This is a genomic window from Brevibacterium sp. Mu109 (assembly GCF_900169375.1).
Taxonomy (GTDB): Bacteria; Actinomycetota; Actinomycetes; order Actinomycetales; family Brevibacteriaceae; genus Brevibacterium; species Brevibacterium yomogidense_A.
Map to the genome: position 1 here is coordinate 1 of NZ_FXZF01000021.1, position 23,540 is coordinate 23,540.

The 23,540-nt window shown below is 69.9% G+C and carries 15 protein-coding genes; 9 read left to right on the forward strand and 6 right to left on the reverse strand.

What is annotated here, in order from left to right; genetic code table 11:
• Positions 1-246 precede the first annotated feature (246 nt).
• Positions 247-1,707 carry a sodium:alanine symporter family protein gene (locus BSP109_RS12540; protein WP_101601071.1) on the reverse strand — a complete coding sequence of 487 codons (1,461 nt, stop codon included), beginning with the start codon at positions 1,705-1,707 and terminating at the stop codon, positions 247-249.
• An 87-nt stretch (positions 1,708-1,794) separates the two neighbouring features.
• Positions 1,795-2,991 (reverse strand): PLP-dependent aminotransferase family protein, encoded by a 1,197-nt coding sequence (locus BSP109_RS12545; RefSeq protein ID WP_257944684.1) that lies wholly within the window; start codon positions 2,989-2,991, stop codon positions 1,795-1,797.
• 121 nt (positions 2,992-3,112) lie between these two features.
• Between BSP109_RS12545 and BSP109_RS12550 the strand changes: the two genes are divergently transcribed.
• Complete coding sequence (locus BSP109_RS12550; protein WP_101601075.1) at positions 3,113-4,930, forward strand: ABC transporter ATP-binding protein; 1,818 nt, start codon at positions 3,113-3,115, stop codon at positions 4,928-4,930.
• On the forward strand, positions 4,927-6,939 hold the full coding sequence (locus BSP109_RS12555; RefSeq protein WP_101601076.1) for an ABC transporter ATP-binding protein: 2,013 nt from the start codon (positions 4,927-4,929) through the stop codon (positions 6,937-6,939). The genes BSP109_RS12550 and BSP109_RS12555 overlap by 4 nt, the downstream gene beginning before the upstream one ends.
• Here BSP109_RS12555 and BSP109_RS12560 read toward each other — a convergent pair.
• Complete coding sequence (locus BSP109_RS12560; RefSeq protein ID WP_374700164.1) at positions 6,931-8,418, reverse strand: ATP-binding cassette domain-containing protein; 1,488 nt, start codon at positions 8,416-8,418, stop codon at positions 6,931-6,933. The genes BSP109_RS12555 and BSP109_RS12560 overlap by 9 nt on opposite strands.
• A gap of 520 nt (positions 8,419-8,938) precedes the next feature.
• Between BSP109_RS12560 and BSP109_RS12565 the strand changes: the two genes are divergently transcribed.
• Positions 8,939-9,721 carry a class I SAM-dependent methyltransferase gene (locus BSP109_RS12565; RefSeq protein WP_087003170.1) on the forward strand — a complete coding sequence of 261 codons (783 nt, stop codon included), beginning with the start codon at positions 8,939-8,941 and terminating at the stop codon, positions 9,719-9,721.
• Between the two features lie 75 nt (positions 9,722-9,796).
• Positions 9,797-10,678 (forward strand): class I SAM-dependent methyltransferase, encoded by an 882-nt coding sequence (locus tag BSP109_RS12570; protein ID WP_218777881.1) that lies wholly within the window; start codon positions 9,797-9,799, stop codon positions 10,676-10,678.
• Between the two features lie 196 nt (positions 10,679-10,874).
• On the opposite strand, the gene BSP109_RS12575 is transcribed toward BSP109_RS12570, so the two are convergent.
• Positions 10,875-11,678 (reverse strand): family 1 encapsulin nanocompartment shell protein, encoded by an 804-nt coding sequence (locus BSP109_RS12575; RefSeq protein ID WP_087003167.1) that lies wholly within the window; start codon positions 11,676-11,678, stop codon positions 10,875-10,877.
• A 152-nt stretch (positions 11,679-11,830) separates the two neighbouring features.
• Entirely contained in the window at positions 11,831-13,408 is a 1,578-nt protein-coding gene (locus BSP109_RS12580) for a CPBP family intramembrane glutamic endopeptidase (protein WP_257944686.1), read from the reverse strand.
• A gap of 119 nt (positions 13,409-13,527) precedes the next feature.
• On the opposite strand from BSP109_RS12580, the gene BSP109_RS12585 reads away from it, so the two are divergent.
• Complete coding sequence (locus tag BSP109_RS12585; RefSeq protein ID WP_101601078.1) at positions 13,528-15,786, forward strand: thioredoxin domain-containing protein; 2,259 nt, start codon at positions 13,528-13,530, stop codon at positions 15,784-15,786.
• Positions 15,787-15,933: 147 nt separating this feature from the next.
• Positions 15,934-16,425, forward strand: coding sequence for a thioredoxin (gene trxA / locus BSP109_RS12590; protein WP_101601080.1), 492 nt, complete (start codon positions 15,934-15,936; stop codon positions 16,423-16,425).
• A 132-nt stretch (positions 16,426-16,557) separates the two neighbouring features.
• Here the strand turns inward: trxA and BSP109_RS12595 are convergent, their stop codons facing one another.
• Positions 16,558-17,976: a M18 family aminopeptidase gene (locus BSP109_RS12595; RefSeq protein ID WP_101601082.1), complete on the reverse strand. Its 1,419-nt coding sequence runs from the start codon at positions 17,974-17,976 to the stop codon at positions 16,558-16,560.
• 346 nt (positions 17,977-18,322) lie between these two features.
• Between BSP109_RS12595 and BSP109_RS12600 the strand changes: the two genes are divergently transcribed.
• The 3 genes from BSP109_RS12600 (at position 18,323) to BSP109_RS12615 (ending at position 23,483) form a co-directional block, all read left to right on the forward strand.
• Positions 18,323-20,320 (forward strand): HNH endonuclease signature motif containing protein, encoded by a 1,998-nt coding sequence (locus BSP109_RS12600; protein WP_101601084.1) that lies wholly within the window; start codon positions 18,323-18,325, stop codon positions 20,318-20,320.
• 188 nt (positions 20,321-20,508) lie between these two features.
• On the forward strand, positions 20,509-21,909 hold the full coding sequence (locus BSP109_RS17005; protein ID WP_146001157.1) for an MFS transporter: 1,401 nt from the start codon (positions 20,509-20,511) through the stop codon (positions 21,907-21,909).
• A 119-nt stretch (positions 21,910-22,028) separates the two neighbouring features.
• The gene (locus BSP109_RS12615; RefSeq protein ID WP_180959731.1) at positions 22,029-23,483 is read left to right on the forward strand and encodes a DUF1684 domain-containing protein; all 1,455 of its coding nucleotides are present in this window, start codon (positions 22,029-22,031) and stop codon (positions 23,481-23,483) included.
• The last annotated feature ends 57 nt before the right edge of the window (positions 23,484-23,540 follow it).

Consider the following 23,540-nt stretch of genomic DNA (forward strand, 5'->3'; position numbering starts at 1 on the left):
CAACGGGCTCATCGAGCTCGGTCGGCGTATCGCTCGCGGGTTCCGCAACTTCGATCACTATCGACTCCGCATGCTCCTAATCGCCGGCGGGCTGGATGCCTCAACCCACACTCAACTCTGAAGAGCCGCTATGACACCAGTGTATGTCGTTGAAACTTAAACCACAAGAGGATGTGGTGCTGTTCACGCATTTTGGCCTATAACCCGGAAGAGGCCCCGTCTCCGGTGCTCCAGCCGCTGCGCATCTCAGCGCTGGCTGCGCTGCTCCCAGAACTCCGTCTGCGTCACCTCGTCCGTGCCGTCCCAGGCGTCCAGTCCGTCGAGGTCGCTCATCCGGTCCTTGTGGAAGACGGGCTCGACGCCCTCCTTCCGCTGCTGCAGGTAGTCGCGCAGGATCCGCAGGACGGTGCTGCTGAGCAGCAGGACCGCGATGAGGTTGATGAACGCCATGATCGCCATCGCGATGTTCGCGGCAGTCCACACGGCATCGAGTGCGACGACAGATCCGAGGAACACAGCCACGACGACCACGAGCCGGTACCCGTTGAGCGCGGCCTTCGAGTTCGTGAGGTACTCGATGTTGGTCTGTCCGTAGTAGTAGTTGCCCAGGATCGAGCTGAAGGCGAAGAAGAAGATCGCGACGCTGAGGAAGTGGACGCCCCACTGCCCGACCTGATCGGCGAGCGCCGTCTGGGTGAGCTGCGAGCCCTGCGGAGTCCCGTACTCGGGGTTGGAAAGGAGGACGACGAATCCGGTGACCGAGCAGACGAGCAGGGTGTCGAAGTAGACGCCCAGTGACTGCACGAGTCCCTGCTTCGCGGGGTGCGACGCGGACGCGGCGGCCGCGGCGTTGGGGACGGAGCCGATGCCGGCCTCGTTGGAGAAGAGCCCGCGGCGGATGCCCTCCATCATGATGGTGCCCAGGGCCGCGCCCGCGATCGACTGGAAGCCCAGTGCCTCAGAGACGATCGTGGCGAGCATGCCGGGGACGGCGTCCAGGTTCAGGATGACGACGATGATCCCGAGGATCAGGTAGAGGACCGCCATGACCGGCACGATCACCGACGCGATCGCAGAGATGCGGTGGACGCCTCCCACGAAGACGATCCCCGCGGCGACCGCGATGATGAGGCCCACGATGATCGCGAAGCCGCTGCCCGAGGCCTCCGCGTCGAAGCTCGCTGCGAGCGCGTCCGTGATGGAGTTCGACTGCACGGTGTTGAAGACGATCCCGTAGACCACAGCCACGATCACAGCGAAGAGCGCGCCGATGACGGGGGCGTTCAGGCCGTTCGTGATGTAGTAGGCGGGTCCGCCGCGGAACGACGCCCCGTCCTTCACCTTGTAGAGCTGTCCCAGAGCGGACTCCGCGAAGGCGGTCGCGCCGCCCACGACCGCGGTGACCCACATCCAGAAGATCGCGCCGGGTCCGCCGATGCTGATGGCGAGTGCGACGCCCGTGATGTTCGCGGTGCCGACCCGGGAGGCGGCGGAGATGCAGAACGCCCTGAACGGCGAGATCTGCTTGGTGCCGTCCGCATCATGGCCGGCGGGTTCCCGGATCAGGCGGAACATCTCCGGCAGGAGGCGCAGCTGGACGATCCCGGTGCGGATCGTCAGGTAGAGGCCCACCGGGATGAGGACCGCGACGAGCACATAGCCCAGGAAGCCGTCGACGCTGATGATGAAGTCGAGGAACGCGTCCACGGCGAGATCCCTTCGGAAGTGGGTGTGGGTGGCGGCCGCGGCAGTCGCCGGGCCTCTCGGGACAGTGTGTCATCCCGCCCCTCCACCTCAGCGGAAGACCGTGCCCAGCCGTTCCAGCCCCTGCGCGATGACGTCGACGGAGTTCGACACGAAGCTCAGCCGCAGCGTCGATGGCTTCGGATCCGCCACGTAGAACTGCATGCCGGGGATGTAGACCACCCCGGCGCGCACGGCGTCCATGACGGATTCGCTCGCGTCGAACGGCTCCGGAAGCGTCGCCCAGAGGAACATCCCGCCCATCGGGGTGTTGAGCGTGTACCCCTCCGGCAGGACCGCGTCGAGGCCCTCGACCATCGCGTCGCGCCGCCTGCGGTATTCGGCACGGATGGGCACGAGCTTGGCATCGAGGTCGTTGTGCTCCAGCCAGTCGACTGCGGCGAGCTGATCGATGGTCGACGTCTGGAGGGACGTGCCCTGCTTCGTCGTGGCGAGGGTCTCGAGCGCTTCCTGGGGCCCGCGCACCCAGCCGATCCGCAGACCGGGCGCCATCACCTTGGACAGCGTCCCCAGATAGAGGGACTTGTGGGCGAGGCGGGGGTCCGCGCTGATGGGGGTCATCGTCCACTCGTCGTAGCGCAGCTCCGAGTACGGGTCGTCCTCGATGAGCCACACGTTGTACCGGGCGAGGACGTCGGCGACCTCGCGGCGGCGGGACTCCGGCATCGTCACGCCCGTGGGGTTCTGGAACGTGGGGATGAGGTACACGGCGCGGGGTGCGTACTGGAGGATGGCGGACTCCAGGGCCTCCGGCACGAGGCCACCGGAGTCCGTGTCCACAGGGCGGAACTGAGCGCGCGACAGCGCGAACGCCTGCAGCGCGGACACGAACGTCGGATTCTCCGTCAGCACGATGGAATCCGGATCGAGCACGACCTGACCGACCAGCCCCAGACCCTGCTGTGAGCCTGAGGTGATGAGGACGTCGTCCGCTTCCGTGTAGAGGCCGTTGAACGTCATGCGCTCCGCCACGGCCCGCCGCAGCTCCGGTTCGCCCTCCGTCGACGAGTACTGCAGTGCGCGTGCACCGTGCTCCTCGAGCACCCTCTGGTAGGACTTCCCGATCCCCTCGACGTCGAAGCTCTCACTGGCCGGTGCCCCGCCGCCGAAGCTGATGATGTCAGGGTCCTGGGCCAGCGACAGCAGGCTGCGGATCGGGGAGCCGCCCAGGGAGGACACGTACGCATTGAGCGGGGGCATCGGGTTGTGGTGAGCGCGCGTGACCATAGTCACATAGTGACTCCGGGATCAGGGCTCCGCAAGGGGGCGCGCCAGCCTGTCTCATCGGACTCGTATGAGCGCCGTCTGCCCTGTGACGGCGCGGATCGGTTGAGCCTAGGATGGTCGGATGCCCGCCCCACCCTCGTCCGGCAGGACACTGCTGTCGCGCGCGCTCGTCCGCAGGCTCCGATTGCTGCTCCCGGGCGTCGCCTCACTGTCGGTGTGGCAGGTGTGCGAAGCGCTCGTCCCGGTGGTGATCGGGGCGGTCGTCGACATCGCGATCATCCCCCGTTCCCTGCCGATGCTCGCCGTGTCCATCGCGGGCATCGCGCTGCTCTTCACCGTCCTGAGCTACGGCTACCGGTTCGGTGCCCGCCTGTGCAATGCGGCCCGGGAGCATGAATCGCACGCGCTGCGCGTGGAGGTCTCGCACGCTGCGCTCACGTCACCGGATCTGCCGCCGGACCGTGCGTCCGGTGAGGTCCTGTCGATCGCCTCGGCGGATGCCGATCTCGCTGCCGAAGTCTTCGCTCACCTGGGCCGCGGCGTCGCCGCGCTGCTGGGCATGATCGTCGCCGCCGTCCTCCTCGTCCTGTCGGATGCCGTCACGGGGCTGCTGGTGCTCATCGCCGTGCCCATCGGACTGGTCCTCGTGGCGCTGCCCGGCAGGGCGGTGTCCGTGAAGGCCGGTGCACAGCTCGCGGCGACGGCGCGCGCCGCGAACTCCGCCGCGGACCTCATGCGCGGACTCCGGGTCCTCAAGGCGCTCGGCGGTGCAGAGTGGGCGCTGCGCCGCTTCCGCACGACGTCCGATGACGCAGCCGTCGCCGGTGTCGCGACGGGGGAGCGCGCCGGATGGCTCAGCGGCGTCGGCGCGCTCGTGATGTCCGCGGTGCTCGCCGTGGTCCTCGTCGTCGCCGGCCTCCGTCTGCTCGACGGGCAGATGAGTGCGGGGGCACTCATCGCGATCCTCGGCATGACTGCGTTCCTCACCGAGCCCATGCGTGCGCTCGCCGACATCGTCGGGCTGACCGCCCGGTCCCACGGCGCGGCGTCGCGCATCGCGGCGCTGCTGACGGATCTGGCAGAGACCCACCCGAAGACCCACTCCGCGGCCGAGGCCCCGACCGAGCCCGCGCACGCCGCACCGTCGCACGATGGACCCTCACACTCTGGACCGTCACGTGCTGCACACCCGCAGGCGGAGCCCGGGCACGCAGCACCCCCACACGGCGCACCTCGCCTGGCCGTGACCGCTCACGCATCGGGGCTGACGGTCAGCGGCGACTCCCTCCCCGCCGTCGACGTCCCCGCGGGGACGCTCCTCTGTGTGCTAGTCGACGAGGACGCGCTCGCCCACGACGTCCTGACAGCCCTCACGTCGCAGAGCCGCGTGCTGGGGCCCGATCACCTCCTCGTGACACCCCACGCCGTCGACCTGTTCGAGGGAACCATCCGGTCGAACATCACGATGTCATCCGGCACGGACATGACTGCGTCACCCGGCACTGCCCCGGCGGCCCCACCAGCCTCCGGCGACGTGGCGGCGGATGTGCTCGCGGCCTCGGGCGCGGACGAACTGCTGGGGCTGGTCGCCGACGGCCTTGACCACAGGATCCAGGAGCTGGGCGGCAACCTGTCGGGAGGACAGCGGCAGCGGATCGCGCTGGCCCGGTCGCTCCACGCGCAGTCGCGGATCCTGGTCCTGCACGAACCCACCACGGCGGTCGACGCCGTGACAGAGGCGCGGATCGCCGCCGGCATCGCCACCCTCCGGTGCGACGCCGTGACCCTCGTCGTGACAGGTTCGCCTGCGTTCCTCGCCGCCGCGGACGCCGTCGTCTACGTGCCTGCCGACGCCCCGGCTGTCACTGGCACGCACAGCGGACTGCTCGGCGCCGCCGGCACCATCGGTGATTCCTACCGGGAGGCGGTGGCCCGATGAGTACGGATTCCACGGTGCCGGACGCCACCAGCCCGCCGGACTCCTCCACCCGGCCGGACACCCCCACCCTGCCCATCGCGACCAGGCGCCGCGCTTTCGCCCGCTTACTGCCCCACTTGCGAGGACGGGCCGGCTGGCTGGTCGTCCTCCTCGTCGCCGGCACCGCCAATGCGGCAGCCGGGCTCGTGGGGCCGTGGGCGATCGGTCGACTGGTCGACGCGCTTCCGGCAGGAGCCGGCCCCGAGGTCGTCTGGACGAGCGCGATCGCCGTCGCCGTCGCGGGCCTCGTCATGGCGGTGGGCACATGGATCGGGGCGTGGGCGCTGGCGCGGGTCGCGATGCCGGCCGTGGCGGGACTCCGCACGGACGTCGTGGGCGCCGCGCTGGCGCTCGACGCGCAGACCGTGGAGCGCACGGGCACCGGCGACCTGGTCTCCCGCGTCGCAGACGATTCGCGCAGGGTCAGCGAGACGTCGACGCAGATCCTGCCGCTCGTCGTCGAGTCCGTCCTCGTGGTCGTCGTGTCCGCCATCGGGCTGGCGGCGGTGGACTGGCGGCTGGGCCTCGTGGGCCTGGTCGCCCTGCCGATGTACGGGCTGACGCTGCGGTGGTACCTGCCGCGCTCGGCCCCGCTCTATCAGCAGGAGCGCGCAGCGATCGGTCGCAGGTCGGGCCGGCTGCTGGGCGGCCTCACCGGAGCCCGGACGCTGCGGGCCCACCGCGCCGAGCACATCGAGCTCGCCCGCATCGATTCCGCCTCCGTGGAGGCCCGCGACCTCTCCATCGGAGTCTTCCGCTTCCTCACCCGCGCCTTCAGCCGCAACAACCGCGCCGAGGCCGTCGTCCTCTCCCTGCTCCTCCTCACCGGCTTCGCGCTGGTGTGGTTCGACGAGACGACTCCGGGCGCAGTCACGACCGCGGCGCTGGTCTTCCACCGGCTCTTCAACCCGATCGGCGCGCTGGTGGGGCTCTTCGACCAGATCCAGTCGGCGGGCGCCTCCCTCACCCGGATGGTCGGCGTCATCGACGCGGCTGGTTCGCGAGACCGCGAGGCGGCCGCAACAGACACCGCGACAGATGCGACAGACACCGCCGCCGAGGCCGTGCCCGGGTCAGACGGTCCCGTCGCCGCCGCAGACGGCGGAGCTCGGTCCGCGGGCCTGGTCCTGCGGGACCTCTGGTACTCCTACGACGACCAGGTGGCCCTGCCCGGCGAGCAGAACCACGTCCTGCGCGGAGTCGATCTCACGGTCGCACCGGGGGAAGTGGTGGCCGTGGTCGGCACGACCGGTGCCGGGAAGTCGACGCTCGCGAAGATCGCGGCGGGGCTCGCCGCGCCGTCAAGCGGCTCCGCGCAGCTGATCGAGGACTGGCCGGTGATTGAGGACTCGTCAGTGAGCGAAGACGGGCCGGTGAACGAAAGCGGGTCAGTGATCGAGTACCGGCCGGCGATCGTGAACGGGCCGGCTGCGCGCACGGGACACGAGATCACGACCCTGCCCGAGCACCGACTCCGAGCACACGTCGCGATGATCGCGCAGGAGGTCCACACCTTCGTCGGCACGATCCGCGACAACGTGGCGATGCCGGTCCCCGATGCGCCCCCGGCGGCGATCGAGCACGCACTGCGCCGCGTGGGCGCGGACTGGGCGTTCGCCCTGCCCCACGGCCTCGACACCGTGGTGGGCGACGGGGGTGCGCGGCTCTCCCCGCTGCAGGAGCAGACGATCGCGCTAGCCCGGCTGGTGCTCGCGGACCCGGACATCGCGATCCTCGACGAGGCGACCGCCGAGGCGGGGTCGACGGGCGCACACCTCCTCGAGACCGCCGCCGCGGCCGCGCTGGAGGGCCGGGGCGCGCTCGTCATCGCGCACCGGCTCAGCCAGGCGGAGGCGGCGGACCGGGTCCTCGTGATGGAGCACGGACAGGTCGTCGAGGAGGGCCCGCACGCCCAGCTCGTCGCCGCGGGCGGCCGCTACGCCGCCCTGTGGGAGGCATGGTCAGGCTGACGCGTCACCCAGCTCCACCCGCGGCCAGTGCGCGAGCCGCCGCAGCACCTGCCGATCGTGCGTCGCCACGACGACTGCGGCGCTCGCTCCCTCGAGTCCCTCAAGCAGGTCGTCGACCAACGACATCGACAGGTGGTTGGTCGGCTCGTCGAGCAGCACCACGTCCGGCCCCTGCGCGAGCACCTGGGTGAGGCGCCGTCTGCGCAGCTGACCGGGGGAGCGATGCCCGTCGTCGATCTCGTCCTCCTGACCGAGGCGGCTCACAGTGACAGTGCCGTGCCGGCGCACCCAGCCCTGGTCGGGTTCGAGTGCCCCGGAGAGCATCGCGAGCAGCGTCGACTTCCCGGCCCCGTTCGGCCCCACGACCAGCAGGCGGTCTCCGCCGGCCAGCCCGACGGAGACGGGATGGGAAGAGCGGTCGGCGACGGCAACCTCGGCGGCGGTCAGCAAGGGAGCGCCCTTCTGGGTGCGCCCCGTCGGCACAGCCAGCCGCGGTGGAGGCGGCGGCACCGTCAGCGCATGGCGACGCAGCTCGTCCTCGCGACGGTGGAGAGACTGCACGATGCCCGGTGCCCGCGACTGCCGGGCGTGCTTGTCCACGCCCTTGTCCGGCCGCCAGCCGGTCGACAGTCGCGAACGAGCCTGGTCGACGGACTCCCGCAGGCGCCGGTGCTCGGCCTGCTGCGCGTCATAGGCGGCCTGCCAGGCCTCGCGGTCCCGCGCACGGCCGGTGCGCCAGCCGTCCCAGCCGCCGCCGTAGAGGCGCGGGCCGCCGTCCGCGGATGGGTCGAGGTCGAGGAACTCATCGGCGACGTCGGCGAGCAGGGCCGCGTCGTGCGACACGACGAGGAGTCCGCCGGTGCGCGACCGCAGGGTGGCGGTGAGGAAGTCCAGCCCGGCGGCGTCGAGGTGGTTGGTCGGCTCGTCGAGCACGAGCAGGTCCGGCTGGGCGCCCAGCACGCAGGCCAGGCGCACGCGATAGCGCTGCCCGACGGACAGGTTCGCGAGCTGCCGCGTCCGGTCCGTGACCGCCCCCAGTGCCTCGAGAGCGATGCCGACGTGCCGCTCTGCATCCCACGCGTCGAGAAGGATGCAGAGCTCCAGCGCGCGGGAGTAGTCGTCGCCGGAGCCGCCAGAGCCGTCCGACCCGGAGCCGTCGGCATCGGCTGCCATCGCGGCGGCCGCGTCGTCGAGGGCGGCGAGCGCCGCCCGGGCCGGTGCGATCGCCTCATCGGCGAGGTCGCCCACGGTGACGTCCGGGTACGCGGGCAGCTCCTGGTCCGCGACCGCGAGCGTGCCCGCACGGTCGATGGAGCCGCCGTCGGGGGTGAGCCGGTCCGTGAGGATGCGCAGCAGCGTGGTCTTGCCGCTGCCGTTCTCGCCGACGACGGCGAGCTTCGTCGACGCGGACACGGTGACGTCCACGCCGGTGAGCAGGGGCTGCCTGCCGGGGGAGTGGGTGATGCCACGGGCGCGGATGTGGGCGCGGTCGCCCGCGGGAGCGCCGGTGAGAGGGGCTTCGGTGAGAGGGGCGCCGGTGGTGGGAGCCGCGGCTGTCGCAGCGCCCTCCGGGACAGTCCTCTCGGGGACAGTCCCCTCCGTGGCAGAAGCAGGGGTCGAATGAATAGATGGGAAAGGTGTGCGGGGCACGGGGTCCTCCGGGGAACGGGCGCGCGAAAGGCGCCGGTCGGAACATTGCGCGTCCGACGGCGGAGGAGGAAAGGGGTGAGTCGAGTCCGCGTCCGCCGTCAGCGGCGGCTGCGGATCCTCACGTGTGCGATGCCCGTATGTCTCATGCCCACCAGGATACAAGCGGTGTCCAGAGGCCTTTCCAGTGTGATCGAACCCTCATGCGTTCAGGCTTCACGGAGGGGTTTCCCTGGGTACTCTCGAATGAAGCAATCGTATCGGCAGAGACGCTGACCGATCATGTCCGTCGCGCTCGACGCCGGCTCCCGCCGACGACATCCGCGTGCCGGCTCGCCAGGGAGGACCGATCATGAACGTGAGCACCGCGCCCCGTGACGCGACGACTCGCTTCACCGGCCTGGCCAGGATCTATGACAGGTTCCGGCCGGGCTACCCTGCAGAGTGCCTGGGATGGCTGGCCGACACATTCCGGCTGGGGACCTCCAACCAGGTCGCGGACATCGGCGCCGGCACCGGGAAGATGTCCGAGGAGCTGGTCTACCAGGGCATCCGCACCGTCGCGGTCGAGCCCAACCGGGACATGCTGGGCATCCTCGAGGCGAAGGCCGCGACGACCAGCCTCCTCACCGCCGTGCACGCCACCGCAGAGGACACGCAGCTGCCGGACGCCTCCATCTCCCTCGTGACGGCCGGGCAGTCCTTCCATTGGTTCGACCAGGCCGCGTTCCGCGCGGAGTGCCGCCGCATCCTGTCCCCCGGGGGCAGGGTCGCACTCGTGTGGAACTCCCGCCGCCGCGACAGCGCGTTCACCCACGCGACGGCAGACGTCTTCCGCCGGCACATCGGGGACTTCCCCGGTTTCAGCGGCGACCACCGCGTGAGCGCCGCGGACTTCGACGCGTTCTTCGAGCCCGACGGGTACGAGTACCGCGAGTTCCCCCACGACCAGATGCTCACGATCGACGAGTTCCTGGGCCGCAATCTGTCGGCCACCTACGCGCCCCGCGAGGACGATCCGGCGTACGAGCCCCTCGTCGCGGACCTTCGTGCACTGTTCGACGAGTACCGCGAGGATGACATGGTGCGCTTCCCCCTCACCACCCGGCTGTTCGTGGGCGGCGTAGGGGTCTGAGCACCCTGCGGCGCGCTCACTCGGGCGCCGCCTCCACGCCGGCGCAGTGAGGCCCCGGCACGACGGAAGGGAAGCATGACCACGGACAACACCGGCAAGTTCACCGGACTGGGTGAGGTCTACGCCCGCAGCCGACCGGGGTACCCGACAGAGCTGCTCGACCTCCTGGCCGCGCGGATGGGCGGCGTCGAGGCCGCTGCGGCAGAACGGATCGAGGCTGCTCCAGCCAGCGCTGACTCGACTGGCGCTGACTCGACTGCGGCAGACACGACCGCCGCCGAGGTGCCCGAGGCCGGCCGTGCCGGTGCGCCCGTCGTGGCCGATATCGGGGCGGGGACGGGGAAGCTCACAGCGGAGCTCCTGTCCCGCGGCTGGAACGTGTCCGCGGTCGAGCCGAATGACGACATGCGCGATGCGCTCGTCGCGCGCCTGGCGGACGACGAGCGCCTCACCGTGGTGGGGGCACCTGCTGAAGCGACGACTCTGGCGGATGCGGCGGTCGACCTCGTGACCGTCGCCCAGGCCTTCCACTGGTTCGACATCCCCTCGTTCCGCGCCGAGTGCCGGCGGATCCTGCGCCCCGGCGGTCAGGTCGCGCTCATCTGGAACTTCCGACGGCGCAGCGAGGCGTCGGTTCAGGCCGTCGCAGAGGCGTTCCGTGCGCGCGTGGGCGGCTTCGTCGCGCTCACGCTCGGGGAGGAGATCACGGACGAAGACCTCGAGGAGTTCTACGGCGGGCCCCACTTCCAGCGCTTCGCGTTCGACAACGACGAGGAGATCGGGTGGGAGACGTTCCGCGAACGCCACCTCTCCACGTCCTACGCGCCCAAGGAGGGCGATCCCGCCCGCGAGCCGCTCATCGCAGACCTCGAGCGGATCTTCCACGAGTACGCCGTGGACGGGCGCTATACGTTCCCGAACTCCACCCACGTCCTCCTGGGCGAGCTGACGGACTGACTCGGTCCGGCCTCGGCCCCGGCGTCGTGTGGGGGCGCCGGAGAGACACGCAGGCCCTGGCATGCCGAAGGGGGCGGGGTCGCCTCACTGCTGCGTCCCCGCCCCCTTTCCTTGGATGCTCCTGCCCAACGCCAGCCACGCCAGCCAGCCACGTCAGGCCGTGAGGTGCCGTGAGGTCAGGGCATCGTGCTGGAGATCAGGGCATGAGGTGCACGGCGGCCTCGGAGCTCGCCACGCGGAAGGTGAATGACTCCTCCAGGTAGAGGTTGACCTTCTCCCCGTCGTGCGAGTCGTAGCCGATCGACACGTCCTGCCCCAGGTGGAGCTCGTAGTCGCCGCCGCGCTGCGAGACGACGATCGCGCCGTCGATCGCGGGTGCCCAGATCACGCGGCCCTCGTTGAGGATGCGCTGGATGTGCGCGGAGATCGGGTTGCCCTCATCGGCGGATTCCGCGAGCTGCGTGTACAGCTCTGCGGACAGCAGCAGGTTGTACGGGCCGCCCACGCCGTCGAGGCGGAGGTTCGTGATGGCCTCGGCCACCGCGGACGTGAGGTCCTTGATGTCCGACTGCAGCTGGATGGGCTTGTGGGGGCTGGCGGAGATGATGCCGGACAGTCCGACGCCGTCGCCCGAGCCGTTGAGCACCGCGTTGTCCTCGGCCTTGGCCAGGCGCATCGCGGCGTCCTTGGCCGGATCCCAGTCGGCGTCGACCGAACCGCGTGCGACCGCGTCGATCTCGTCGCGGCTGACGGAGAACGGCGCGCGCAGTTCGACGACGGGCAGGGCCACGCGGCTGCGGCCGCGGACTCCGTCGATGTCCGTGGTGACCTCGGAGACGCGCCCCGTCGTGAGCGACGAGAACTCGTAGCCCCGCGGTTCGGGCATCTCGACGAAGCGCCGGCCGGCGATGTGGCGGCGGAACGTCTGCTTCACCTCGTCTTCCAGATCGGCCCAGGCGGCGTCGGAGATCGGTGCGAGTTCGCGATGAAGGTTGTTCATGATCGTCCCTCCTCAGGGGTGGCCACGGCGGGCCGCCGTGGAGCGTGGAGCTGCGTGCGGCAGCCCCGACCGTTCAGTAGCACTGACAGTGTCGCTTTCTTGAGTGGTTCCAGTTTACTGGCTGCGTCGTCCGTCCACCAGTGAGTATGGACTCACTCACCTGGCTCGCGGCCGGTCTGCGGTGGGATGCGTCCGATATCGGTGGGGATCGGTCCGGTCGTGGCGCCGGCGTGACCCGGGCCGGCCGCTGCCGGGTCCTGCGTGAGCGACTCCGACGTGAGCGACTCCGAACCGGCCCTCGGGTCACCGGTGGTGACCGGGATGGGCCCGGTGGCGGGCTGTGCTGGGGCGATGCCCGCGCCCGAGGCGAAGGCGGCACCGTGGACCGGCCCGACTCCGGGACCGGGCCGGTCCACGGACGCCGGTGCAGCCTCGGCGGCGGTGCCTGCAGCAGTGCCGTCCCCGCCCGTGACGAGCGTGAGCCTCCGGCGCTTCGCGAACCAGGAGAGCCCCAGGACGATGACGGCCAGGATGGCGAGCGGTACCAGCATGACGGGGCCGCCGGTGCCGGCCGATCGGTCGAACCCTGCATCCATCTGGCCCGCCAGAGACGCGACGATCAGCAGGAACAGGTTGTTCGCCGTGTGGATCGCGATGGCGGATTCGAGTCCGCCGGTGCGCTGGGTGAGGATCGACAGGAGGACGCCGAACAGCAGGTAGTAGACGATGAGCCAGATGTCGCCGGCGAAGTGGGCGGCGGAGAAGACCGTCGCGCTGACCGCGGTGCCGACGATGAAGCCCCAGCGGTTCGAGCGGAACCAGCCGCCGACGGAGCGCTGGACGACCCCGCGGAACATGTACTCCTCGGCGGCGGCCTGCAGAGGCGTCGTGAGGATGATGATCAGCAGGAACGCCAGCGTGGTGCCGGAGAACGTGAGCGACTGATAGGCGGGGTCGAGGAAGCTCGAGGCGGCGAACAGCAGGTAGACCGGGGCGACGATCGCGAAGGAGATCAGCAGCCAGCGCCACCGCATGCCGGGTGCGACCGAGTGGAAGTACCCGATCTTCACACCGTTGATCCAGCGGTGCGCGAGCATCGCCACGCCGGCGCCGGCGACGAGGCTGAGGTTCGTCGCCGCGAGGATCGCCGGGGTCATCGCGATGGTGCCCTCGGTGAGGGCCTGGACGTCCTGCATCCCCAGAATCATGTCGACGGCGACGGCGATCAGGCTCAGGACCAGCGAGAAGACCAGCATCGCTGCGATCACGACGACGATGCTGATCGCGCCCTTCCACCACCGAGCGCGAGGAGTGCGGTAGCTGGAGCCGAACGGCAGGCCCGGAGCCGGGGTGTGCGGGTCCCGGGTGTCGACGGGCGCGCCGTACGCGCCGGGGTAGGTGCTGGCGGGAGAATGCGCAGCACCGGGGTGAGCGGGGCCGTGGTGGTGGGCGCCAGGCGGGGCTGAGCCGGGAGGGTACGCGCCGGGAGGGTAGGCGCCGCTCGGCGGCAAGCCGTATGCCGAGGGGTCGCTCGCGGGGGCGAGGGGCGGAGCGCTCGGAGAGCTCGGGGACGTGGCCTGCGGGGGGGCTCCGGGCGGCGGCACCTGTGGCTGCTCGCCCGTCTGCGGGGAGTACACGTACGGGCCCGGCTGAGGCCCCGGAGCCTGTGGCGGCGTCGGCTCCCGCGGCGGCTCGTTCGGTTCGGGTGGGGGAGAGACGTTGTCTGTCACCCCTCCACCATACGTTCGACGTCGACTCCTGGGTACAGAGCTCGTGAGCCGCCTGGGTGCGGTGTGCGAAGGTCGTGCGCGGCCTGTGCACGGGCGGCGGCGGATGAGACGGTGGGGATATGACGAATCTGCTCGCCTCGTCCACCAGTCCGTATCTGCGTGCGCACGCGGAGAATCCCGTTCAGTGGCGCCCGTGGGGCAGGGACGCATTCGTCGAGGCGCGGGACAGGGACGTCCCCGTGCTGGTGAGCATCGGCTACTCGACGTGCCACTGGTGCCACGTCATGGCGGCGGAGTCGTTCTCGGATCCGGCGGTCGGGCGCCTGCTCGGCGAATCGGTGGTGGCGATCAAGCTCGACCGCGAGGAGCTGCCCGCGGTCGACGCCTTCTACATGGACGCGCTGCTCGCGATGCGGGGCCAGGGCGGCTGGCCGCTGAACGTGTTCACGACGCCGGATGCCCGGCCGTTCTTCGCCGGCACGTACTTCCCTCCGGAGCCCAGCGGCGGGATGCCCAGCTTCAGTCAGGTGGTCACGACGATCGCCCGGACCTGGGCCGATGAGCGAGAGCGTGCGGAATCGATCGCGAGCCAGCTCGCCTCGTCGCTGGTCCGCCTGCCGGATCTGTCGATGGGGCTGCCGGCCGACTCACCCGTCCCGGAGGTCGACGATGACTCGCTCACTGCGGCTGCGGAGAACCTCCTCGCTGCGGAGGATCAGAGATGGGGCGGCTTCGGCTCACTGCCGAAGTTCCCGCCGACGATGAGCCTCGTCCAGCTGCTCCGGCGGCATGACCGCTCCTCCACGCCCGAGGTCCCCTCGGGTCCCGAGCTCGCGGCGGTCCGCCGCACGTTCGCCGGGATCTCGTCGGGAGGGATGCGGGACCAGGTCGACGGCGGCATCGCGCGCTACAGCGTCGATGCACAGTGGCACATCCCGCATTTCGAGAAGATGCTCTTCGACAATGCGCTGCACCTCAGGGCCGCCACGCACTGGTACGTCACAGAACGGGGCCGAGGTGCCTCATCCCGGTACACCGCGCTCGCCGCGCGCGAGGTCCACGACACCGCCCGCTTCCTCCTGGAGCGGCTCGAGCTGCCGGGCGGGGGCTTCGCATCCGGGCTCGACGCCGATTCGGTGGACGATGACGGGCGACGGACGGAGGGTGCGTACTACCTGGAGGCGGGGAGTTCGGTCCCGGAGCCGTTCGTGGCGCTGGGCCCCGTCGATGCCGCCGCTCCTGGGCGCCCCTTCGCCGTCGGACTCCCGGCGGTCGCCGAATGGGTGCACGGCGAGGCAGACGGGGCCGATCGTGCTGACGGTGCCGATCGTGCTGAAGCGGCCGATCGTGTTGAAGGTGCTGAAGACGCAGATGGGCCCGGGGGCGGTCGGTCTGCGGCGGAGAGCGCCGCTGAGGACGCTGCTGACGCTGGCTCTGCTGTCACCGGTGCTGCTGTCACGGGCTCCGATCCGGTGGACGCGCCGGGTGGTGCAGAGGCGCCGTGGGCGACGGCCGAGGCCCGCGAGGCTCGGCGACAGCTGGCCGAGCGGAGGTCCGGGCGCGCGCTGCCGAATCGCGACGAGAAGCTCGTGACCGAGTGGAACGGCCTCGCGATCGCCGCGCTCATGGACGCCGGTCGAGTCTTCGAGGTCGACGAATGGACCGCGGCTGCGAAGCGCGCGTTCGACGCGTTGGCGACGACGAATCGTGCCGAGCCGGCGGATCGTGACGAGGCGGCGGATCGTGACGAGGCGGCGGATCGTGACGAGTCGGCGAATCGTGACGTGCTGGCGGATCAGCACGGGTCGCTGCTGCGCAGCAGCACGGAGGGCGAGGGCGGCCCTGGAGCTGCGGGGCTCGCCGATGCGGCGCAGCTGGCCGTCGCCGCGCACGCGGTCGGCGACGAGGAGGCGTTCGCGACGGCGCTCAGCGAAGCACTGCGCTTCGTGGTCTTCCCGCAGCGGGACGGCGAGCGGGCAGGGAAGCCGGCGGGCACCTCGGGCGCGGCCGGTGGCGAGTCAGCCGACGACTCGGTGGCTGGAGCGCAGTTCACCGCACGGTCCGGCGGCCGCTGGGAGGGCGCCAGCCTGCTGGATGCTCACGGCGACGGGATCGTGCCGGCGAGGGGGTCGGACCCGTTGGACAGCTCGGCGCCCTCCGGTCGTTCGGCCCTCATCGAGGCACTGAGGCTGGCGGTCGGTGATGGCAGCGCGGACTCGGCGTCCCCGATCGTAGGTCCCGACGGCCGCGAGGTGAGCGCTGACGAGCTCGCGGACCTCCGCCGCCGACTCCTCGCGTCGACGCTGCCGGCTCTGCAGCAGGCGACGAGGGCGCTGGGCTGGCTGCTGGCGGAGGCGGAGCTCGACGCGGCGCAGTGAGGCTCGTGGGTCGGTGAGGTTGGGGCCAGTGAGGCCAGTGAGGCCAGTGAGGTCAGCGAGGCCGGTGGGTCAGTGGGGCTGGGGGCCAGTGGTGTTCGAAGGAGACGCCCTCACGTCGTGTTCAGCCGCATCCGATAGCGTGGACGCATGAGTACAACCACGGTCACATCGGACAACCTGCAGTCGACCGTTGGGGACAATGACATCGTCATCCTCGACTTCTGGGCGGACTGGTGCGGACCCTGCCGCAACTTCGCCCCCGTGTACGAAGCGGCCTCCGCGAAGCACGAGGACATCGTGTTCGGGAAGGTCGACACGGAAGCCGAACAGCAGCTCGCGGGCGCGTTCGGGATCACCTCCATCCCCACGCTCATGGTGTTCCGCCAGGGCGTGGGCGTCTTCAGCCAGGCGGGGGCACTCGCCGCGCCGCAGCTGGAGGAGCTCATCGACGGCGTGCGGAACCTCGACATGGAGGACGTGCACAAGCAGGTCGAGGAGCAGAAGGCGAAGATGGCCGAGCAGGAGGCTGCGGGTCAGGCACCCGGTGGCCAGGACCCCAGCAGCCAGGACTCCGGCAACCAGGCACAGGACCAGCACCGGTCCGCTGGCGCACCCGGGACCTCGCCCACGGACTTCTGAGGTCCCAGACCTCTGAGGACCACGACGTCAGACGCCTCTACCGGGTGATCGCATCACCCGGTAGAGGCGTCTCGTCTATTCACGTCACCCATTTAGCTCGTCTGGCCGGGCGCACCTGATCGGCTCGCCTCATCACCCGGCGAAGTAGGCCCCCAGTGCCGCCCGCAGGTCCGCCAGATCGGACACCGCGCACATCTCGCGCGCCGAGTGCATCGACCACAGCGCCGGCCCCACATCCACCGTGGTCATCCCCAGGCGGGTCGCGGTGAGGGGGCCGATCGTCGATCCGCACGGGATCGTGTTGTTCGAGACGAACTCCTGGAACCCCACCCCCGCGTCGCGGCACGCGCGCGCCCACACCGCGGTGCCGACGGCATCGGTGGAATAGCGCTGCTGCGCGTTGATCTTGAGCAGTGGACCTCCGCCCAGCCTCGGCCGGTTGACCGGGTCGTGGTGGCCCGGATAGTTCGGGTGCACCGCGTGGCCCGCGTCGGAGGAGACGCACACGGACGCGGAGAGCGCCTGCAGGTGGTCGTCGCGCTGGCCTCCCAGTCCTGTGGTGACCCGTTCGAGGACGACGTCGAGGAAGGGTCCGCTGGCGCCTGAGCGCGTCTCCGAGCCCACTTCCTCATGGTCGAACGCGGCGAGCACGGCGATGCCCGTGAGCTGTGTGGGGTCGACGTCCTCGAGAGCGCTCGTACCCGCCCACACGGACGCGAGGTTGTCCAGGCGCGGGGACGCGAGGAACTCGCTGTGCGCTCCGAACACGGCGGGCTCCTGCACGGGGAAGGTGAGGACATCGAATCCGTCGACGTCGACGAGGTCGACTCCGGCGGATTCCGCGAGGAGGCCCAGCACGTGCGAGCCTGCCGCGTCCGGATCGCCGAGGCCCCCGGCCTCCACCATGTCGGCCAGACCGATCACCGGCTGGGTGTGCCGCTGCCGGTCGAGTGCGAGGCCTTCGTTGGCCTTCCGGTCCAGGTGGATCGCGAGCTGGGGGATGCGTGCGATCGGGCCCGTCTGCGCGAGGACGGTCGTGCCGTCGCGCAGCACCAGACGTCCAGCGAAGCAGAGCTCGCGGTCGAGCCATGAGTTGAGCAACGGCCCACCGTAGATCTCCACCCCGACCTGGAGCGCGCCCTCCGCCACGAAGTCCGGCTGGGGCTTGAGCTTGAAGCCGGGGGAGTCGGTGTGCGCGCCGACGACGTGGAACGGGACCGAGGCGAGGGCGGGGTCTGCGGCTGAGCGCGGGGCCGAGGCCTCGGAAGAGGCCGGGGTCGCGTCTGGTGCCGTGGCTGGGTCGGGCACTGCGAAGGCGATGACTGCGCCGTCGCGGACCACGACGTACCTGCCGCCCGGCTCCAGGGACCACCGGTCACCTTCGTCGAGCTCTTCGAAGCCGTGGTCCACGAGGCGCTCACGCACCGCGTAGGCCGCGTGGTACGACGACGGAGACCGCATGACGAACGACGAGAGGTCCGCAGCCAGAGCGGCGTCGACGGCCGAGCCGGTGCGGCTGGGGCCAGGGCTCGTCGCTGCCCGGCCGTGCATTGAGGGCCGATGTGCTGATGGTCGGAGCGCTGATGGTCGGAGCGCGGGATCGTCCTGAGGTCCGGGGGTGCTTCCATGCGGAGTCGTATCGGTCATGCGGCCAGCCTATGCGGTGGCGGGACGAGGGGCGCCGGGCTGCTGCGGAAGAAAAATCGAATAAGTACTAGAACAAAGAGGTGAAATCGAATAGACTGTTCTATATCTACATAGAACTGACTTCTTGAGATGCACCGCGACGAGGCGTGATCAGCAGAAGCAGCACCAGCGAAGGGGGTGGGGTGTGGATACCAGCAGGGAAAGCGACGATGGGGTTGAGGAGCCGCGGTTCCGCAGTCCCTTCTCAGACATGGATCGGGAGCTGCTCGAAGCCCGGGCGCCTCATCTTGTCGAGTTCCTCGACACTGCCGCGGACGTGCGCGCGGCTTCGTCCGGTCACCGATCGCTGGGTGCGCAGGAAGCGCTGGCTGCGATTCGCGCTCTCGAAGCGACGCGCCGACTCATCGAGTCGATGAGTACGGACATGCTCGCCCACTACCAGCGGATCGGCGACTCCTCCGCACATGGATACCGGACCACGGCCAGTCTGCTCGCGGGGGAGTTCAGGATCACGCCGGGAGAAGCGCGCCGGCGGACCCGCCTCAGCGACAACCTCGCAGGCAGGATCTCTGCAGTCGGCGAACAGCAGGAAGCTGTGCGTCCGTCTATAGCGGAGGAGTTCGCGGACGGGCGCATCTCCGCGGATGAGGCGAAGGCTCTCTGCGACGCGGTCGACGATCTTCCGCCGACGATCCGGGCGAAGTATGCGGACACTGTCGAGAAGACGCTGGTGGAGCTGGCCCCGACGGTGTCGCTCAAGGACTTTCCCAAGCTCAGTCAGCGGATCATCCAGAACATCGATCCGGACGGGAAGCTGCCGCGCTTCGAGACCGAACCGCAGAAGTACCACGTCGACCTGTCTCAGCAGCGCAATGGTGACTGGAGACTGAAGGGGCTGCTGGACTGCCCTACCGGTACGACGCTGCAGGCGCTCCTCTACGGCCGGATGAAGGATGCGGACGTCCCGGTGGCGGTCCGCCCCCATGCGGCGTGCAATGAGGCAACGGCGGGCGGAGAAGGTGCGGCGGGCGGAGAAGGTGCGACTGGCGGTGACGGCACCCCAGCCGCCTCTGCGGCCCCAGCGGTCGATGACGCCTTCGACTACTCGGCCCCTCCAGTGCCGGAGGGTAGGAGTAGTGGTGCGGAAGAATCCGGTGAGCACACCGATCCCGACGAGGAAGTGCCGCAGATCCCGCTTGAAGTGATGTGGGAAGACACCCGGATCACTGTCCAAGCAGACGCGACGATCAGCGTGGGTGGAAAGGTCGGAACGTTCTTGGAGGACGAACCACTCTTCTATCTCGACGAGACGGGCTGGCCGGTGCACCTGAGCGAGCGCGTCTCCGCGGAGGTGCAGAAGCTCCTCGCAGAGGCGAGGTCGTCGGAATCCGGTGTCGCGGCGAGCGTGATCTGGGAGAAGGTGCTCGGACGAGTGCCCACGAACCCGCCGCCTGAACCCAGCCCGCCGCCAGAACCCAGTCGACCACCTGATGCCACCGGCCCTGCGGGTTCTGCTGACCCGCCGGATTCCAGCTCATCACCTCTGAACGACCCCGGTACTGACATGCCGTTGCAGTCCCCGCAGACTCCGGTCACCGCAGACGGAGTGTTCGAGGACGGCACGCGAACTGGGCTTCGGATCAGCCTTTCGCAAGGTGGAATGCCTGGCCTTGCCCGGCACGACAGGTTCGCGTTCCTGCTGCGCAGCGTTGCGCGTGAACGCGTCCTCCATGGTGCGGACCACGCCCTCGTCGTCACCGCTCGAGCGGAAGACCTCGTCCGGCCAGGTGGGGTGCTGACCACGCATGCCGGAGCGCCGACCACTCTTGGAGGACTCGAAGCGTGGTCGAATGCCGCACAGATGTTCGTCCACGTCACGGACGGAGTCGGCAGGTCGCTCGAGGTGAGGTCTCACGGTCGCTTCGCCACCCGCACGCAGATGGCAGTGCTATCAGCCCGTGACCAGGGATGCACCTTCCCCGACTGCGACGCCCCCGCCGAATGGTGCGAGGCCCACCACATCCTCGCGTACTCGCGCGGAGGGAAGACCGAGATCGACAACCTCACCCTGGTCTGCCCGTTCCACCATCGCTGGTTCGAACGGACCGGGTGGGAATCGCTCTTCCTCCGCGGATTCCCCGCGTGGAGACCGCCGCAGGCGATCGACCCCCGCCAGCGCCCCGTGTTCCACTCGCGGTTCCGGGTCGCGCTGCTCGGACTTCCGCCCGAACTGCCGCTCGGCGCATGACGCGGGCTCGCAGCTGTGACGATCGGCCGTGACATTCAACCGTGGCCTTCAACCGTGGTTCTCAAGAGTGGCCTCCAACTGTGCCTTCACTCATGGACGGCGCGCACGAGTCCGAGATCACGTGCGCGACCGCGATCTGAGCGACGTCGTCGGGCCTTTCCGCTCCACGACGGCTACCCTTGACTGTCGTGTTCGCTTCTCTGATCCGCCTCCTCGGATGGGGCTACCTCCCCATCGCCCTCGTCGCGAAACTCCCGTTCGCGATGTCGGTCGTCGCTGTCATGACAGCGGTGTCTGCGCTGCGCGGTTCCTACGCGGAGGCGGGCATCACAGCCGCGCTGGTGGGGCTCGGCACAGCGATCTCCGGCCCCCTCATGGGCGCCGCCGCCGACCGCTGGGGGCAGCGCCCCATCCTGCTCGTCCTCGGCGTCGCCAACGCGGCCGCACTGCTGGGTCTCGCATGGGCACTCGTCGGCGAGGCGGCCTCCTCCGTCATCTTCACCATGGGCATCCTCATCGGCCTCACGGCTCCGCAAGCATCGTCGATGGTTCGCTCCCGCTGGCTGCTCGCCATCGACTCCGACGTTCCGGCGGCCTCGCGGAGCCGCTCCACCTCGGCGGTCCTCTCGTACGAGTCCATGACCGACGAACTCATGTTCGTCTTCGGGCCCGTCATCGTCGGCGTCTCTGCTGTGGCGTGGGGGACTGTCTCGCCGGTGGTGGGAGCGGCACTCCTCACAGGAGTCGGGATCATCGCCTTCGCCCTCCACCGTTCCGCCGACTACGCGCAGGGCCGCACCGGCAAGCGCGCCGCCGGAACAGCAGGTGCCGCGGAAGCCTCCCCCGCAGCCCCGCCTGCCTTGGACCCGACTTCCGCAGACCCGACTTCCGCAGACCCGACTTCCGCAGACCCGGCTACCGTAGACCCGACCGTAGACCCGGCTGCCGCAGACACAGCTGCTGCCTCGTCCCATGCGACCCGGACACCGGATCCGGTCTCGATGCTCTTCCGCGCCGCGGTGCTCCTGCCGGTGGGCGGCATGACCTGCATCGGCCTGTTCTTCGGGTCGACCCTCACCAGCCTCACCGCGTTCATGGAGACGCTCGACAACGCCGACGCCACGGGAATCCTCTACGGGGTCATGGGAGTCGGCTCCGCAGTGTGTGCGCTGTCGGTCGTCCTGCTCCCGGAGGCGTTCCAGCTGCGGGCCCGCTGGCTGGTCTTCTCGACCCTGTCACTGGCGGGCTGCCTCCTCTACACGCAGGCGGAGACGCTCACCGTCTTCGTCATCGCGCTGCTCATCATGGGAGCGGGCATCGGGCCCAGCCTGGTCACCCTCTTCGCGATCGCCTCCGATCAGTCCCCGGTCGGCCGCCTCACGACCGTCATGGCGATGATGAGCACCGGCGTGGTCGTCGGCCAGTCCGCGGCCTCCGCACTGAGCGGAACAGTCCTGGACAGCGTCGGCCTCGCCGCCGGTCTGTGGGGGCCGGCACTGTCGGGCGCCCTGCTCGTGGTGCTCGGCCTGGCCTTCCAACTGGTCTCGCGCCCCAGACCGCGTCTGCGGTCGGCGGTCAGCCCGTCATGAGCGTGTGATCATCGAAGTGTCCTAGTATGGCCACCGATGCCGCCGAGCCGTGGCATCGGGCGATGCCGCCGGCCGACCGTCGGCGTCCGAGCGTACGCACCCGACGATCCGAGGAACCCTTGGAACAGTTCACCTCAGAATGGCAGGCGTGGCATGACGACCGCCTTGCCGCTCTCGCCACCCCGTTCGGCTTCCTCAGCATCACAGGTCTCCACTGGCTGCAGCAGGGAGAGAACACCTGGGAGGGCGCCCCGGGAAGCTTCGACCTGGACGGCGACACGATCCGCTTCCGGATCGGCACCGGCCGCAGTGCCGGGCCCACCCGTGCCGCGCTGGAGGCGGAAGGCGCGCAGGACGCCGTCGGCGGCCCAGACACCGTGGCCCCTGCCCGAGGCGACGCTGACTCGCACGCGAACGGTGCCCTGCGCACGACGCTCGGGACGGACCGGTCCGGAACGCCGTGGATCCGCCTCGCGAAGGATGCCGCCCTCTCCTGGCTCGTGGCCGATCACACCGCGTACGAAGCGATCAACCGGGACGGTCGGATCGGTGTCCGCGTGCGCGATTCGAAGTCCGCGCTCCTGTCGAACTTCGTGGACATCCCCGCGTTCCCGCTCAAGCGATCCGCAGTGGTGCCCGGCGTGTTCGTGCCGTATTCGGAGCCCCGCTCCCGCCGTATCGCGACTGCGCTGCCGGGGCTGGAGATGGACCAGCAGACGCTCGGCACCCTCACCTTCGAGTTCGGCGGCGCCACCCACACGCTCACGGCGACCGGCAGCCTGCAGACCGGTCTCACAGTGGATTTCCAGGACCGCACGAACGGCGACACCACCCCCATGTGGCGCACGCTGAGCGTCGGCCTGCCGGATCCGGACGGTGTCGTGACCCTCGATTTCAACCGCACCGTCGTCTATCCCTTCGCGTTCATGCCGTGGGCGACCTGCCCGGCACCGGTCCGCGAGAACATCCTCTCCGTCGCCGTGCGGGCGGGGGAGCAGTCGCCCACGCGCACGATCTCCGAGGACGGCGTGAGCCACCCGGTGGGTCTGATCGCCATGTCCGACGGCTTTCCCCTGCCCGAGGTCCTCGACTGGCTCGAGGACTCCGGCACCGAGCTGTTCCGGCACCGTCTCCGCCGCAGCACGACCGTTCCCGGGCCGATGGCAGCCTCCGCGTTCATCGTCTTCGGCATGAAGGACATCGACGGGCACGCCGATGACGCTTCGGTGGCGGCGGTACGCGAGTTCGCCGGCGACGCGCTCGCCGTGGGGACCCCGGTCATCGGCATCGGGACCTCGGGGGCGGAGATCGTGTTCGACGCCGCTCGGGAGCAGATGGGCTCGACCGGTCAGCACACGTCCTTCGACACCAGCCCGATGCCCGTCGTCGTGAGCGCGGACGTCGCCGAGGACCGGATGCTGCGCGGCTGCGTCACGATGTGCCCCGAGGCCGACATGGGCATCATCGACATCGAGGCCCTCGCCGCAGAGATCGGCGACGACACGGACACCCGGCGACGGGTGTGGACCGACCTCATCGATCGCTTCACCCGCCTCGTCATCACCCGAGGCTGACACGGAACAGCCGCCTCGGGCGAGGTCCTCAGACCCGCCGGAGGCGGCTGCTCGGTT

What these genes read in the sequence shown, in the direction of transcription:
- BSP109_RS12545 (WP_257944684.1), bottom strand. Translation starts at nt 2,991, where the DNA reads ATGGTCACGCGCGCTCACCACAACCCGATGCCCCCGCTCAATGCGTAC.
- BSP109_RS12550 (WP_101601075.1), top strand. Translation starts at nt 3,113, where the DNA reads ATGCCCGCCCCACCCTCGTCCGGCAGGACACTGCTGTCGCGCGCGCTC.
- BSP109_RS12555 (WP_101601076.1), top strand. Translation starts at nt 4,927, where the DNA reads ATGAGTACGGATTCCACGGTGCCGGACGCCACCAGCCCGCCGGACTCC.
- BSP109_RS12565 (WP_087003170.1), top strand. Translation starts at nt 8,939, where the DNA reads ATGAACGTGAGCACCGCGCCCCGTGACGCGACGACTCGCTTCACCGGC.
- BSP109_RS12570 (WP_218777881.1), top strand. Translation starts at nt 9,797, where the DNA reads ATGACCACGGACAACACCGGCAAGTTCACCGGACTGGGTGAGGTCTAC.
- BSP109_RS12575 (WP_087003167.1), bottom strand. Translation starts at nt 11,678, where the DNA reads ATGAACAACCTTCATCGCGAACTCGCACCGATCTCCGACGCCGCCTGG.
- BSP109_RS12585 (WP_101601078.1), top strand. Translation starts at nt 13,528, where the DNA reads ATGACGAATCTGCTCGCCTCGTCCACCAGTCCGTATCTGCGTGCGCAC.
- trxA (WP_101601080.1), top strand. Translation starts at nt 15,934, where the DNA reads ATGAGTACAACCACGGTCACATCGGACAACCTGCAGTCGACCGTTGGG.
- BSP109_RS12595 (WP_101601082.1), bottom strand. Translation starts at nt 17,976, where the DNA reads ATGCACGGCCGGGCAGCGACGAGCCCTGGCCCCAGCCGCACCGGCTCG.
- BSP109_RS12600 (WP_101601084.1), top strand. Translation starts at nt 18,323, where the DNA reads ATGGATCGGGAGCTGCTCGAAGCCCGGGCGCCTCATCTTGTCGAGTTC.